The sequence below is a fragment of the Halioglobus sp. HI00S01 genome (assembly GCF_001635445.1).
GTDB lineage: Bacteria > Pseudomonadota > Gammaproteobacteria > Pseudomonadales > Halieaceae > Halioglobus > Halioglobus japonicus.
On sequence record NZ_LWEE01000015.1, the window covers coordinates 124,582 to 139,034 of the forward strand.

Sequence of the window (14,453 nt, forward strand, 5' to 3'; positions counted from 1 at the left end):
GGTCTCGGAAGGGCTTACTTCGATTTCAATCCGACCACCCAGATCACAACCAAAAATACACAAAAAAGCCCTGCAGAAAATATCGCAAACCAAAACCGGTCCAGCAACAACCTCAACAGGGCCATGTCGATGCCTGCTGACCGAGCCTCGCCCGGCCAACCTGCAACAAGTATCAGGGCATCAGATCTTCTTGCTCTGAACCTTCCTTGATGGGGATCATCAGGTCTTCTTTACTCACACCCATGATCAACAGCGTGTTCGCCGCCACATAGATAGATGAGTAGGTACCGATGGCCACACCCACCAGCAGGGCAATGGCAAAGGCGTGAATCATTTCACCACCGAACAGCGCCAGGGCCACCAGCACCATCATGGTGGTCAACGAGGTCACCAAGGTACGGCCCAGGGTTTCGGTGAGGGAGATGTTGATGATCTCTTCCGAATCCGCCTTGCGCAGCTTGCGGAAGTTCTCGCGAATGCGGTCGGAGACAACAATGGTGTCGTTCAGGGAGTAACCGATTACCGCCAGCAATGCCGCCAGTACTGTGAGGTCGAACTCCATGCCCATGACCGAGAAGAAGCCCAGCACGATTAGTACGTCGTGAACCAGAGCCACTACCGCGCCGACAGCAAATTTGAACTGGAAGCGGAAGGCGATGTAGAGCATGACAAGGCCCAGAGCCAACAGCATAGCCAGGCCACCCTGCTCGCGGAGTTCGTCACCTACCTGCGGGCCCACAAACTCGATGCGGCGCAACTCAACCGTGCCGTCGTAGGCCGCCTGCAGTTTGCCGAGCAGTTCGGCGCCCTGCTTATCCGAATAGCCCTGTGGCAGGCGGATGAGCACGTCTTTGTCGGTGCCGAAGCTGACTACCACCGCGCCGGCGAACCCTTGCGTTTCCAGGGTGTTGCGGATGGCAGTGAGGTCTGCGGTTTCGGAGTAATGCACTTCTACCAACGTTCCGCCAGTGAAATCCAGGCCCCAGTTAAGCTGCTTGGTGGCCAGTGAACCAATGGCCGTGACCAGCAGTGCGATGGAGAACAGGATAGCCAGTTTGCGCTGGCCCATGAAATTAATGACCTTCATGTTATACGCCTCCCCCGATGGACAGCTTCTCGACACGGCGGCCGCCGTAAATCAGGTTGGTAATGGCGCGCGTACCCATGATCGCAGTGAACATGGAGGTCACGATGCCCACAGACAGGGTCACCGCAAAGCCTTTCACAGGGCCGGTGCCCACGGCGTAAAGAATGACGGCAACAATCAGGGTGGTGATATTGGCGTCAAGAATGGTGGAGACGGCACGCTCGTAACCGGCGTGAATGGCCATTTGTGGCGATAGCCCATTTCTGAGCTCCTCGCGTATTCGCGAGAATATGAGCACGTTGGCGTCCACCGCCATACCAACCGTCAGCACGATACCGGCAATACCCGGCAGTGTGAGGGTGGCTCCGATAATGGACATAAAGGCGATCAGCAGCACCAGGTTCGCAGACAGGGCAATGACCGCCGCCACGCCGAATACACGGTAGTAGAGGATCATGAACACCACGACCAGGGCGAGACCAATCTGCACTGACTTTACGCCCAGACGAATGTTCTCGGCACCCAGTGAGGGGCCAACGGTACGCTCTTCAACAAATGAAATAGGGGCGGCCAGTGCACCGGCGCGCAGCATCAGGGCCAGTTCGGCCGCTTCCATGGGGCTGTCCAGGCCTGTGATCTGGAACTGGGCACCCAGGGCGCTCTGAATAACCGGAGCGGTCAGCAGTTTCTTTTCATCATAGGGGGTTTTGATGGCAATTTCGGTGCCGTCTTCCTGCATCTCATAGCGAGTGCGGTACTTGCGCTCGATAAACAGGACGCCCATGCGACGCTTGATATTGTTGCGCGTGGCCCGTGACATGGCCGTGCCGCCCTCGTTGTCGAGGCTGATCTGGACGTTGGGCATGCCGTTCTGGTCAAAGCTGGCCTGGGCATTGCTAACCCGCTCGCCGGTGAGAATTACGTCGCGCTCCAGCCATTCGCTCATACCGGCGCGATCGGCGCTGCGATATTCAAACCGCTGCTTGTCAGCTGCCGGCGCTTCCAGACGCGCCACCATGCGGAATTCCAGGTTGGCCACCTTGCCGAGAATACGCTTGGCTTCGGCGGTGTCCTGAATACCCGCCAGCTCAACCACAATGCGGTTCTGGCCCTGGCGCTGTACCAGCGGCTCGGATACACCCAGCTCGTTCACACGATTGCGCAGGGTGGTGAGGTTCTGGCTGACCGCATAATCGGCAATTTCCTTGCGCGAGGCCTCGGTCATATTGGCGTAGAGATTCCAGCTGCCCTCTTCATCAACCCGGTCCAGCACCAGCTCGGGGTGGTTTTCGGCGATGATAGCGCGGGCCTGTTCACGCAGGCTCTCGCTCTTGAATTTGGTTTCCAGGCGGCCCTGCTGATCGAGGTTCACGTAGCCGCGGATGCGGTCTTCACGAAGAGCGCGTTTGGTGGCGTTGAGGTAGTACTCCATGCGCCGCTCGATCGCGGCATCGACATCCACTTCGAGCTTGAAGTGCACGCCACCACGCAGGTCGAGGCCGAGCTTGACCGGCTGCGCGCCGATATCGCTGAGCCACTGCGGCGTGGTTGGGGCCAGGTTCAACGCGACAATAAAGCCATCGCCCAATACCCGTGAAACCCGGGCCTGAGCCACGAGCTGCTCCTCGGCGTCGCGCAGCCGGACCAGACCGTTGCGCCCCTTGGGATCAATCAACTCGCCAAAATGCTCGATACCGGCTTCATCCAGAGCCGTGAGTGCACGGCCCATGATGTCTTCATCAATCAATTGGGCACTGCTCTCGCCGGTAATCTGCAGCGCAGGGTCGGGCTTGTAGAGGTTGGGGGCTGCGTATACGAGGCCTAAACCGACCACGAGCAGTACCAACAGGTATTTCCACAGGGGATATTTATTCAGCATGTATTCACTTCATGTGCCGGTTCAGCCGGCGAAAAAAGGCGACATTATATAGGTGTTAGACCGTCTGCCACAAAGGCCGTTATGGAGTCGATGGGGGCGCCGGCCCCGGGCTTCAAGGGCCGGCGAATGGGAAAATTACCCTAACCAGCGGCGCGCGTTGCGGAACAGACGCAGCCAGCCCGCGTCTTCACCCCAGCCCTCGGGCTCCCAGGAATACTGCACGGTGCGGAAAACCCGCTCCGGGTGCGGCATCATGATGGTGGCGCGGCCGTCTTCACTGGTCAGGCCGGTAATGCCATTGGGCGAGCCGTTGGGGTTGGCGGGATAGCGCTCGGCTACCGCCAGATCACCCTCGACATAACGCGTGGCAATGGTGCCGCTGCTCTCACAGGTCGCCAGCGCGTTGGCGTCGGCAAATTCGGCGCGACCTTCGCCGTGGGCCACGGCAATCGGCATATGTGAACCGGCCATGCCGTCGAGCAGGATGGAGGGGCTCTCCTGGACCTGCACCAGCGCCAGGCGAGCCTCAAACTGCTCGGAGCGGTTGCGCACAAAGCGCGGCCAGTGCCCGGCACCCGGAATCAGGTCTTTCAGGGTAGAGACCATCTGGCAACCGTTACACACCCCCAGCGTGAAGCTGTCGGCGCGATCGAAGAATGCGCTGANCTCTTCGCGCACCGCCTCGTTGAACAAAATGCTCTTGGCCCAGCCCTCACCGGCGCCGAGGACGTCGCCGTAGGAGAAACCGCCGCAGGCCACCAGGCCCTTGAAGTCCGCGAGGCCGACACGACCACCGAGAATATCGCTCATGTGCACGTCATACGGGGCGAAGCCTGCCTTGTGGAAGGCCGCGGCCATCTCCACGTGACCATTGACGCCCTGCTCACGCAGCACGGCAATCCGTGGCCGCACGCCGGTGTTAATCATCGGCGCGGCCACATCCTCGGCGGGGTCAAAGCTCAGGCTGGCAGACAGCCCTGCCTCGCCGGTACCAATGCGCTCGAATTCTTCCCGGGCGCAGTCCGGGTTATCCCGCAGCGCCTGAATCTCGTAGCTGGTACGCGCCCACATACGCTGAATATCCGCCCGCTGGCCGGCAATCACTTCGCGCTCACCGTCATTAATTGCCAAACGATCACCGCTCACTGCGGCGCCAATCACGTGTGTGCAATTACCCAGGCCAAGCTCCGTGGCCCGCGCCTGCAGCGTGGCCAGGTCGGCATTAGCCACCTGCAGTACGGCACCGGCCTCTTCGTTGAACAGGCAGGCAACATCGTCACCGGGAACTGACGCCACATCCACCGCCAAGCCACAGTGCCCCGCGAAGGCCATTTCCGCCAGCGTCACCAGCAGGCCGCCGTCGGAGCGGTCGTGGTAGGCCAGCAGTTTGCCCGCCTGCAGTTGCTCCTGCACCAGGTTGAAGAAGGCTTTCAGGTCGGCAGCGGCAATATCCGGTGCGGTGTCACCCAGCTGGCCACTGGTCTGGGCCAGAGCGGAGCCACCCAGGCGGTTTGCGCCGCGGCCAAGATCAATCAGGACCAGGCTGGCATCCGCTTCGGGCTGCAGTTGCGGTGTGACGGAAAGGCGCGCATCAGTCACCGGCGAGAAGGCAGACACAATGAGGGACATCGGTGCGGTGACCGCCTTGTCCTCATCGCCATCGCGCCAGGTGGTGCGCATGGACATGGAGTCCTTGCCCACCGGAATCGTCAGGCCCACCTCGGGGCAGAACTCCATGCCAACGGCGCGCACGGTATCGTAGAGCGCTTCGTCTTCAGCGCCGTAGCCGGCGGCACACATCCAGTTAGCGGAGAGCTTGATGTCGCGAATATCGGCAATACTGGCTGCGGCAATATTAGTGATTGCTTCGGCCACAGCCATACGCCCAGAGGCCGGGCCGTCGAGCAGGGCCAGCGGTGTGCGCTCGCCCATGGCCATAGCTTCGCCAGCAAAGGAATCGTAGGACACGGTGGTTACGGCGCAATCTGCTACCGGCACCTGCCAGGGGCCGACCATCTGGTCGCGCGCAACCATGCCGGTAACGGTGCGGTCGCCAATGGTGATCAGGAAGTTCTTGCTGGCCACGGCGGGCAGTTGCAGGACGCGCTCCGCGGCTTCGTTGATATCTATACCAATGTCCAGCGACTGCTGGGCAACGTTCACGCGGTTGATTTCGCGGTGCATACGCGGCGGCTTGCCGAACAACACCGACATGGGCAGGTCGACCGGGGCATTGCCGAAGTGGGCATCCGTCAGGCTGAGGTGCATTTCCTCAGTAGCCTCACCGACCACAGCATAGGGGCAGCGCTCACGCTCACAGATTTCTTTAAAGCGCGCCAGGTTCTCAGGCTCAACGGCCATCACGTAGCGCTCCTGGGACTCGTTGCACCAGATTTCCAGGGGCGACATACCCGGCTCATCGTTGGGCACGTTGCGCAGTTCGAATTTACCGCCACGGTTGCCGTCTTTGACAAGCTCGGGGAAGGCATTGGACAGACCGCCGGCACCCACGTCATGAATAAAGGCAATCGGGTTGTCTTCGCCCAGCTGCCAGCAGCGGTCAATCACTTCCTGACAGCGGCGTTCAATCTCCGGGTTCTGGCGTTGCACGGAGGCAAAGTCCAGATCTTCAGCACTCTGACCACTGGCCATGGAAGAGGCCGCGCCTCCACCCAGACCAATCAGCATGGCCGGGCCACCCAGGGCAATCAATTTGGCGCCGGGGCGGTACTCACCCTTCTCGACATGCTCTTCACGAATGTTGCCGTACCCACCGGCAATCATGATGGGCTTGTGATATCCGCGGACTTCGTCGCCGTTAACGCCAGGCGCCTCCAGCTCGAAGCTGCGGAAGTAACCACAGAGATTGGGACGACCATATTCGTTATTGAATGCGGCGCCGCCGATGGGACCTTCGAGCATGATGTCCAGGGCAGACACGATACGGCCGGGCTTGCCGTAGGCACTCTCCCAGGGCTGCTCGTAGCCGGGAATATTCAGGTTGGACACAGAGAAACCGGTAAGGCCCACCTTGGGCTTGGAACCGCGACCCACAGCACCCTCGTCGCGGATCTCACCGCCCGAGCCGGTGCCCGCCCCCGGGAACGGCGCAATGGCCGTGGGGTGATTGTGGGTTTCCACCTTCATCAACAGGTGGATGTTCTCCTGAGAGAAGCTGTATTCGCAGCTGTCCGGGTCGGGATAAAAACGACCTGCGTGATGACCAGCCACCACCGCAGCGTTATCAGAGTAGGCGGAGAGAACATTCTCACCGCCCTGCTCATTGGTATTGCGGATCATCTTGAACAGGGACAGTTCCTGCTCCTCGCCATCGATGCTCCAGCTGGCATTGAATATCTTGTGGCGGCAGTGCTCGGAGTTTGCCTGGGCAAACATCATCAGCTCGACATCGTTGGGGTTGCGGCCCAGCTGCTGGAAGCTCTCCACCAGGTAGTCGATCTCATCGTCGGCCAGTGCCAGACCCAGGGTCTGGTCAGCCTGCTCGAGTGCCGCCCTGCCACCGCCAAGTACGTCGACGGATGTCATGGGTGCCGGCTCGGCGTTGCTGAACAGGGCCTCGGCATCTTCGAGACGGCTGAAGACACTTTCAGTCATGCGGTCATGCAGTAAACCGATGACAGCCTGATGTTGCTCGTCGGACAAGGTCGCCGGCAGCGCCAGATGATACGCCAGGCCGCGCTCAACCCGGGTGACTTCCTGCAAGCCACAGTTGTGGGCAATGTCGGTGGCCTTGCTCGACCAGGGCGAAATCGTGCCCGGGCGAGGCGTCACCAGTACCAGCTGACTGGCCTCGCCCTCACCCACATGGCCGTCCTCGCTAATGGTGGGGCCGTACTCGAGGAGCCGGGCCAGCACCTGCTCGCGGTCCGCTGCCAGCGGCGCTGCCAGGTCGGCGAAATGAACGAACTCCGTGTGCAGGAGTTTGATCTCAGGGTGAATTGCAGAAAGTTTCTGTGCCAGCTTGTCCAGACGGAAAGCAGAGAGGGCCGGTGCACCGCGCAGGGTCAGCATTCTAGTGTCCTGAAAGGGGTGATTTTTCGAGGCGGCATTGTACAGCAACTGACCGCCGTCCGTAACTGATTTCAGCCCCCGGTGCCACGGTAATAGTGCCTGTGGAGCGCACCGCCAACGCGCTAGAATAAAACCATGTTTCGCCTACTGTTTATTCTCAACCTGTCCTGCACGATGCTCCTCGTCGGCTGTGCCCGACCGGATGCCCTGAGCCAGATCCAGGACAGCGGCGAGCTCCACGTTATCAGCCGCAACAGCCCTACCACCTGGTTTATCGACAAGAGTGAGCCGGCCGGCTTTGAGCACGCCCTCGCCAGCCGCTTCGCCGAGCACCTCGGTGTCGAACTCCATATGCAGCCCGCCTTTTCCCTGGCGGATATCTTTACCACCCTGGATCGCAATGAAGCCCACTTCGCCGCCGCGGGTCTGTCTCTGACAGGCGAGCGGGAAGACCGCTATCCACACAGCGTGCCCTACTACGAAATTCAACCGCAGGTCGTTTACCGGGCGGGCAGTTTTCGGCCCCGCGATGTCAAAGGCATGCTCGACATGGACATTGTTGTACTGGCAGGTTCCAGCCATGCGCGGGCTATGGAGGCCCTGCGCGATGGCGGTTACCCGGAGTTGGAGTGGCGGGAGCTGGCCGAAGCGGACTCCATGGAACTCCTGGAGGAGATCAACGAGCAGCGCGCTGACGTGGCGCTGGTGGACTCCAACGAATTTGAAGTGCAGCAGCGCCTTTATCCGCGCTTAAAAGTGGCGTTCGATCTGGGCTCCGCCCAGGACATGGTGTGGTATCTGCCGCCGATCAGCGACAACACGCGCCTCAAGGCTGAGATGGATGTTTTCCTGGAACAATTGCAGGCCGACGGCACCCTGGAACAGCTGCGCAAGGAGCACTTTGGCAACACCCGAATTATCCCCCGCATTGGCTCGCACACCTTTACGCTCAGCATGGAGCGCACGCTGCCAGAATACCGACCCATGATCGAAAAAGTGGCCCGGGAATTCCAGCTGGACTGGCACCTGCTGGCGGCCATTGCCTATCAGGAATCACACTGGGACCCGAAGGCCGAATCACCCACCGGCGTGCGCGGCATGATGATGCTGACCCTGCCCACAGCGCGCGAAATGGGCGTGACCAACCGTACCGATGCCCTGCAAAGCCTGCGCGGCGGCGCGCGCTACTTCAAAACCCTGAAGCGCCGGCTGCCGGACGATATCTACGAACCCGATCGCACCTACATGGCCCTGGCGGCCTACAACATTGGCCGTGGTCACCTGTCAGATGCGCGGGTGCTTACCGAGCGCATGGGTGGCGACCCGCACCTGTGGGAAGACGTGTTGCAATACATCCCGCTGCTGGAGAAGAGCCGCTATTTCGAAACCCTGCGTTACGGCTACGCCAGGGGCCAGGAAGCCGCCACCTACGTGCAAAATATCCGCCACTACCAGGGCATTCTGGCCTGGCAGGACATCGCGGCACAGCAACCACTGCCGCCGATTGATGTAGCGCCGCTGGTGCCTGAGCAAGTCAGGTCAGTGCAGCTGCAAGCGCTGTAGAAGACCGCCAGAGTCATTCCAATACACCTTCAATGGTGCTTATAATCTTCGCCTTCAACACCAGAGACCCCCGTCTTGAAACTGCTATCGCCCCGCCTCAGAGTGATTCTCATCGCCGCTGTCTGGCTGATGACACTCGCCGCACTGGTGATCTGGCTGGGCACCGCCCGCGACCAGCGCCTGGCGATTGCCGGCGGCACCGCCGGCAGCGAATCACTGGCACTGACCCAGGCCATTGCCACGGTGCTCAACGAAAAGGACCTCGGGTTTACGCTCATCGTGTTCGAGAGTGGCGGCAGCACCCAGAACGTACAATTCCTGAACGACAATAGAGTCGCCTTCGCCACTATCCAGGCCGACTCCCGGGTCTCCGATGAAATTGCCGCCGTCACCTCGCTGTACCAGGACGCCTATCATCTGATTGCCAGTGAAGGGAGTGGCATTACCGCTTTCAGTGACCTGGCTAACCAGCGCATCGCCGTGCCGCCTACCAGCAGCGGTCAATTCAGCTCATTCCAGTTCCTGGCCAGACACTACGGCATCGCCAACGAGATTCCCGAGGCACTGCCCATGGCCGAGGCCGCGGCCAACTTTGCCATGGAGCAGGGGCAGATAGACGCCGTGTTCCGCGTGCGGGCGCCAGGCAACGAGGCCATTCGTGAGTTGGTCAGGGACAAACAATTACGGCTGATTGAGATCGGCCAGTCAGAGGCACTGGGGCTCAAGCAACCGGCCATATCGCCGGGCATTATTCCGCGAGGCTCATACCGCGGCAGCCCCGCCCTGCCCGAGCAACACCTGGATACGGCCGTGGTCAACCGGCTGCTGGTGACTCGCACCGATATGGATGAGCACCTGGTGTACCGGCTTACCCAGGCAATTTTCCAGAACCGCTCGGAAATTCTCGACCACAGCCTGCTGGCAGGGTTTATCGCACCCATTGCCGATGACGCCAATAGTGTGATCAGCACCCACCCCGGTGCACAGGCGTGGTACGACCGGGAGAAGCCCGGCATCATGCAGCAGAACGCGCGCCTGGTATCGGCCATTCTGTATATGGTGGCAATTATCTGCTCCGCATTACTGGCTCTGCGTACCCACTGGGTTCGGTCGCGACGTATGCGCATGCATGATTTCAATAAGGAGCTGATGAGTCTTGCGGCCACCGTTCGCCACGACCAGAACATTCAGTCCATGCTGGGGCATAAGCACCGCTTGATGGATATTCTCGAACAAGTGGTGGGCGACCTGGAACGGGAACGCGTCAGCCAGGACGAGTTCGAGCAGTTTTCATTTACCTGGCAGGCTGTCGACGCGCTCGTTCGCGACCGGCTGCTCCTGTTCGGCGTTGGCGAAGTCGACAAGGAGGCCAAAGCATGAAGTTCTGGCTGGGTTGGGCAGCGGCACTGGCGGTCATGATTGCGGTCCTGATATTTGGATACAGTCAGTGGAACCTGCGTTATTACCAGGGCTATATCGGCGACCGTGCACAGCTACTCGCCGAGTTGCGCCGTGGCACACTGCAGGAATATTTCGCCACGGCCCAGGCCGAGCTGCGCTTCTGGAGCCGCAACGAGGGCATCGTCAATAGCCAGATACAGCTGAACACGCTGTGGGACGACGAGGGCGAAGGTTTTGACCAGCGTCTGCGCGCACTCTATATCTATGACAACCCCCACCCCGCCGGGTTTCTACTCAACCTCGACGACCCTGGCGACGGCAGCGCCTACAGCGATTTGCACGCTCGCACGCACCCGGTCGCGCGTCAGTTCGTGACTCACCGCGGCTATTATGATTTCTTCCTGATCGGCCCCGAGGGCGACATTTACTACACCGTCGAGAAAGAAGACGATTTCGCCACCAATCTGGTGGATGGCCCCTGGGCCGATACCGGGCTGGGCGAAGTTTTCACCATTGCGCGCAATGGTGCCGCCAGCCAGGTCATCGCAGTCAGTGATATGCGCCGCTACGGACCCAGCGCCGACGCACCGGCTATTTTCATTGCGACGGCCATCGTCTCTCCCGACGAGGAATTTCTGGGTGTCATGGCACTGCAGCTGCCCACCGACCACATTCTCAGCATCATGAATTCCACCGATGGCATGGGCGACAGCGGCGAGACCTACGTGGTGGGCGAGGACCTGCTGATGCGCAGCAACTCACGCTTCAGTGAGGAAAGCACTGTGCTGTTGCAAACGGTGGACTCACCTTCGGTCGCCCGCGCACTGGCGGGCGAGCAGGGTCGCATGGTGATTGATGACTACCGCGGCATACCGGTGATGTCGGGCTTTGCACCGCTGAGCATTGGTCGCCACAGCTGGGCCGTCATCGCTGAATTCGATATGGCCGAGATCGCCGAATTTGCGGCCAGCGAACGCCCGGCGCTGGCCGGCCCGCTACTGCTGATTTACGCGTTGTCGCTGTGGTCGGTGTGGTATTGGCGCGGGCGTAAACTGCCCGAAGAGCTCGACGACGCGCCCGAGATAGAGCTGGGGGACTACCCCGAGGGCGGCGGCGGAGCCTAAGCCCGACGCGCCTTGAAAAAGGCCTTTAGGCGCGAGGAGCTCTCCTCGGCCAGCACACCTTCCTGCCACTTCACAGCGTGATTGTATCGAGGATCATCCAACAGGTTACTGGTACTGCACACGGCACCGGCCCGGGGTTCTCGGGCGGCAAACACCAGTTGCTCGACCCGGGCGTGAATCATGGCACCTACGCACATGGTGCAGGGCTCAAGCGTGACGTAAAGGGTTGTGCCCGGCAGCCGGTAGTTACCCACCAATTTGGCGGCATCGCGCATGGCCACCACCTCTGCGTGGGCAGTGGGGTCGGAGTAAGCAATAACCGAATTCCAGCCCTCACCCAACAGCTGGCCGTCGCGCACCAACACGGCGCCGATAGGCACTTCACCTTCATTCTCAGCGCGGTCCGCCAGGGCCAGGGCCCGGCGCATCCACTGCTCATGTTCTGCTATTAATGTCATGGCTACTCAGTCAGATCGCGGCCGCAGGTCGCTGGCCTCCAGGGGGCGCATGGTACCAAGTGGGCACAGCAGAAACACCACCTGCGGGCGTTATTCCTGCATCCCGTGGTAAAGCAGACGCACCAGCAAGCGCGCACCATCGTTGTCTTTCAATTCCGCATAACGCGGCCCCTCACGCTTGCCAATGTCGCGAATATCAGCCATCAGTTCGGGGTGGAATTGGCAGGTAAAGGAGCGTCGCAGCGTATGCGTCTCCCAGTCTTTATAGTAAATGCAGGTTGTGGAGACTTCAGTCCAGTGTTCCTCATCCACCTGGGTCTGAGAGAGTATCTCCACCGCATAAGGCAGGCTCAACAACCAGGCCAGAGGACTTACTGCGACCTGATAGCGCAGTGGCACCAGTGAATCGTGCAGTAACTTGAAGGCCCAGTTGGCAAACAGCGCCGCCTCCAGATTCACCTCATCACTGTGGAACATCTCGATTTCCAGCGTGCGCTCATGGCTCATCAGTGTATCGATAACCCCGTCGAGATCATCGGCCACCAGGGCATGGGTATCGTTGAGTTCCAGCGGAATATGGCTGTGGGCGCGATCGCGATAGGGCAGTAACTGCCGCGTGCCAACCTCTACATCCTCGTTGCGGGCGACGGCGAACATGGGATGCTCCCAACCGTCTGCAATGCACTCGCCATTTTTAATCACCTGCAGGCTGGCACCCATCTCGCGGATTTTGCAGGCAACACGCCGCAGGCTCTCGAGCGCCCTACCCTCGTCATCCAGCGAAAGATAAGCCAGTGCCTCGATCTCGTTCACCGCACGGCGCAGCAGGCGTATCTGCGACACCGCGGCCAACTGATGCCCCAGGCAAATGAAAATACTCGGCCCACTGTCGGTTGATCGACGCAGCAACAGCTCGTCGGTGAAACTAAGCATCTGCTCCAGGCTTGCGGCGCTTCCCGCAAAGCTTGCGGGATCGTAGGCAGAGGGGTTGCCGCCCTGCACCACAGTGGCAATCCCAGCGCTGGTGGCATGGGCGAGACGCCTGGCGTCGAACACACCGCTGTCCCACATCGGGTAAAGCACGGTATCGAGATCCGCAACCTGCTGGAGAATATAAGCGACGTTCTTGGAGGCGCGCACCTCCTCGCCCTGCAGATTAATGCCAACATTCTTCCAGGGCTCCACCACATGCACTGCCTGCCGGTACACTTCGGGCATTCCTAACAGCAGCGACAGCTCCTCCGGACCGCGGATAACTTTTTCAAGTGGCGGAGCCACCCCCCAGTCAAACAGACTGCCGTCGAGCAAGCCATCTCTACCCGGGTAAGGGCTGGGCGAGTTGCGATCGCGCAGATAGTAGCCGAGCAACGCATGGATGCTTTCGGGACTTGCCGAATGAGCGCCGAGAATACCCGGCCGCGTTCGCCAGGCCAGCGATTCAAGTGAGGGGAGTTGCGACATGCAGAGATTTTCCTCCGTGAAAAGTTCCTGATAAGTGTCGCAACAATATTAGGCTCAGCGTTGCTCTGCAACAAAGACGGGAATCACACGATCGGTCTTGGCCTGATACGCATCGTAATCGGGGTATGCAGCCACGGCAGCTGCCCAGAGCTTTTCTCGCTCGGCGCGGTCATCCACTTCGCGCACCGTCATCTTAAACACCTTCTCACGATCGCGCAGGGTGATATCGGGACTGGCGCGAAGTTTCGCAACCCAGGCGGGATTCTGGGGCTGGCCACCCATCGACCCGATCAACACATAGGCGTCATCCACTTCAACCCGCATCACAGGCGCTTGCGCAACGCACCGGACTTCACGCCGATGTGCGTAAACAAAACGCAGGGCATGTCTGTGCCTTCCAGGAGATAGCCCTCCTTGCCACCACTGCTCTCGTAAAGCTCAACCTGTTTACGCACCCAGTACAGCGCGGGGGGATATAGTCTGCCATCGTCATATCCTCAATATGCGAACACATTCACTATAGACCTGCCCAGCGACGCGGCACGCCAACGTCGAAGCTGCGCTCAGATAATCTGGCGAAACGTCAGGTTAAGCCGTGGGCCGCAGGGCCGATTGAGCTTGCGAATACCGTGTTTCCAGTTGGTCTGGGTCTGACCAGCCATCACCAGCACACTGCCGTCAGGTAGCGGAATATCCAGCTTGCCGGCCTCGCCCTTGGCGCGCGGCCTGAAGATCAGCTTGCGCTCTTCTCCCAGGCTCAAGGATGCAATCGTTGGCTGTGGACCGAGCTCCGGCTCATCGTCGGCGTGCAGCCCCATGGAGTCGCGATGATCGCGGTAGTAGTTGAGTAACACGCTGTTAAACGATGCTCCCGTCAACCGCTCAAGGCGGCCGCGCAAATCATCGAGCAACGGTGTCCAGGGTTCCGGCTGATAGGTTTTGCCGGAATAACGGTAGCTGGCATTGGCATCGCCGCACCAGGACAGCAAGCGCGGCTGTAAATGGGTCTTACCGAACAGGGTGATGGTTTCCTGCCGCCAGGGGGTAGCCTCGACCAGCTCCGCCAGCAGGCCAGCGGTGTCCACCTCGGGCCACGGCTGGCGGTACAGGGTTAGCTCGGCGCCTTCCAGCGCCAGGCATTCACCCGCAGCAGATTCGCCCACTCACTCCCACTCAATAGTTACACTTTTACAAAGCCTTATGTAGCAAGGGTTTGCGAGGGGCAAAACTGAGTTTACAAGTAGTTTACAAGTTTCGTTCTTCATTTCTGCTTTTGTAACTCCCTCAAATTCCTAATGTAATCAGTATTTTAGCACTTTTAGACTTGTAAACTTTACAAGTGCTAATGCCCTACTCCAAATATTTCTTTCTAAAAAAGTTACGCTATAGGAACTTAACTGAAAGGATTGGCTACTCTCTTTCAGTTTTCTACCATTTCCCCGCAACAT

At 59.9% G+C, this 14,453-nt stretch carries 9 protein-coding genes and 1 pseudogene; 3 read left to right on the forward strand and 7 right to left on the reverse strand.

Features of this window, described 5'->3' with window-relative positions:
• Window positions 1–172 precede the first annotated feature (172 nt).
• From secF to purL, 3 genes are all read right to left on the reverse strand, one after another.
• Window positions 173–1,087, reverse strand: coding sequence for a protein translocase subunit SecF (gene secF, locus A3709_RS03625; RefSeq protein ID WP_066050216.1), 915 nt, complete (start codon window positions 1,085–1,087; stop codon window positions 173–175).
• Between the two features lies 1 nt (window position 1,088).
• On the reverse strand, window positions 1,089–2,966 hold the full coding sequence (secD, locus tag A3709_RS03630; RefSeq protein ID WP_066050219.1) for a protein translocase subunit SecD: 1,878 nt from the start codon (window positions 2,964–2,966) through the stop codon (window positions 1,089–1,091).
• A gap of 135 nt (window positions 2,967–3,101) precedes the next feature.
• Entirely contained in the window at window positions 3,102–6,998 is a 3,897-nt protein-coding gene (purL, locus tag A3709_RS03635) for a phosphoribosylformylglycinamidine synthase (protein ID WP_066050222.1), read from the reverse strand.
• A 135-nt stretch (window positions 6,999–7,133) separates the two neighbouring features.
• Between purL and mltF the strand changes: the two genes are divergently transcribed.
• From mltF to A3709_RS03650, 3 genes are all read left to right on the forward strand, one after another.
• A complete protein-coding gene (gene mltF, locus A3709_RS03640; RefSeq protein WP_066050225.1) occupies window positions 7,134–8,561 on the forward strand; it encodes a membrane-bound lytic murein transglycosylase MltF in 1,428 nt (475 codons plus the stop codon).
• Window positions 8,562–8,636: 75 nt separating this feature from the next.
• Window positions 8,637–9,941: a TAXI family TRAP transporter solute-binding subunit gene (locus A3709_RS03645; protein WP_066050227.1), complete on the forward strand. Its 1,305-nt coding sequence runs from the start codon at window positions 8,637–8,639 to the stop codon at window positions 9,939–9,941.
• Window positions 9,938–11,086, forward strand: coding sequence for a cache domain-containing protein (locus A3709_RS03650; RefSeq protein WP_066050232.1), 1,149 nt, complete (start codon window positions 9,938–9,940; stop codon window positions 11,084–11,086). The genes A3709_RS03645 and A3709_RS03650 overlap by 4 nt, the downstream gene beginning before the upstream one ends.
• On the opposite strand, the gene tadA is transcribed toward A3709_RS03650, so the two are convergent.
• The 4 genes and pseudogenes from tadA to A3709_RS03670 all read right to left on the reverse strand — a co-directional run bounded on the left by tadA (window position 11,083) and on the right by A3709_RS03670 (window position 14,168).
• A complete protein-coding gene (gene tadA, locus A3709_RS03655) occupies window positions 11,083–11,544 on the reverse strand; it encodes a tRNA adenosine(34) deaminase TadA (RefSeq protein WP_066050234.1) in 462 nt (153 codons plus the stop codon). The two genes, A3709_RS03650 and tadA, sit on opposite strands and share 4 nt — an antisense overlap.
• A gap of 90 nt (window positions 11,545–11,634) precedes the next feature.
• Window positions 11,635–13,005 carry a hypothetical protein gene (locus A3709_RS03660; protein WP_066050237.1) on the reverse strand — a complete coding sequence of 457 codons (1,371 nt, stop codon included), beginning with the start codon at window positions 13,003–13,005 and terminating at the stop codon, window positions 11,635–11,637.
• Between the two features lie 54 nt (window positions 13,006–13,059).
• Window positions 13,060–13,460: pseudogene (locus A3709_RS24425) on the reverse strand (nitroreductase family deazaflavin-dependent oxidoreductase).
• A gap of 108 nt (window positions 13,461–13,568) precedes the next feature.
• Window positions 13,569–14,168 carry an alpha-ketoglutarate-dependent dioxygenase AlkB gene (locus A3709_RS03670; protein WP_082849867.1) on the reverse strand — a complete coding sequence of 200 codons (600 nt, stop codon included), beginning with the start codon at window positions 14,166–14,168 and terminating at the stop codon, window positions 13,569–13,571.
• Window positions 14,169–14,453 lie beyond the last annotated feature (285 nt).

Bases quoted from the DNA above. Each gene is read 5' to 3' on its own strand.
- A3709_RS03650 (WP_066050232.1), top strand. From the start codon at position 9,938: ATGAAGTTCTGGCTGGGTTGGGCAGCGGCACTGGCGGTCATGATTGCG.
- mltF (WP_066050225.1), top strand. From the start codon at position 7,134: ATGTTTCGCCTACTGTTTATTCTCAACCTGTCCTGCACGATGCTCCTC.
- secF (WP_066050216.1), bottom strand. From the start codon at position 1,087: ATGAAGGTCATTAATTTCATGGGCCAGCGCAAACTGGCTATCCTGTTC.
- A3709_RS03660 (WP_066050237.1), bottom strand. From the start codon at position 13,005: ATGTCGCAACTCCCCTCACTTGAATCGCTGGCCTGGCGAACGCGGCCG.
- tadA (WP_066050234.1), bottom strand. From the start codon at position 11,544: ATGACATTAATAGCAGAACATGAGCAGTGGATGCGCCGGGCCCTGGCC.
- secD (WP_066050219.1), bottom strand. From the start codon at position 2,966: ATGCTGAATAAATATCCCCTGTGGAAATACCTGTTGGTACTGCTCGTG.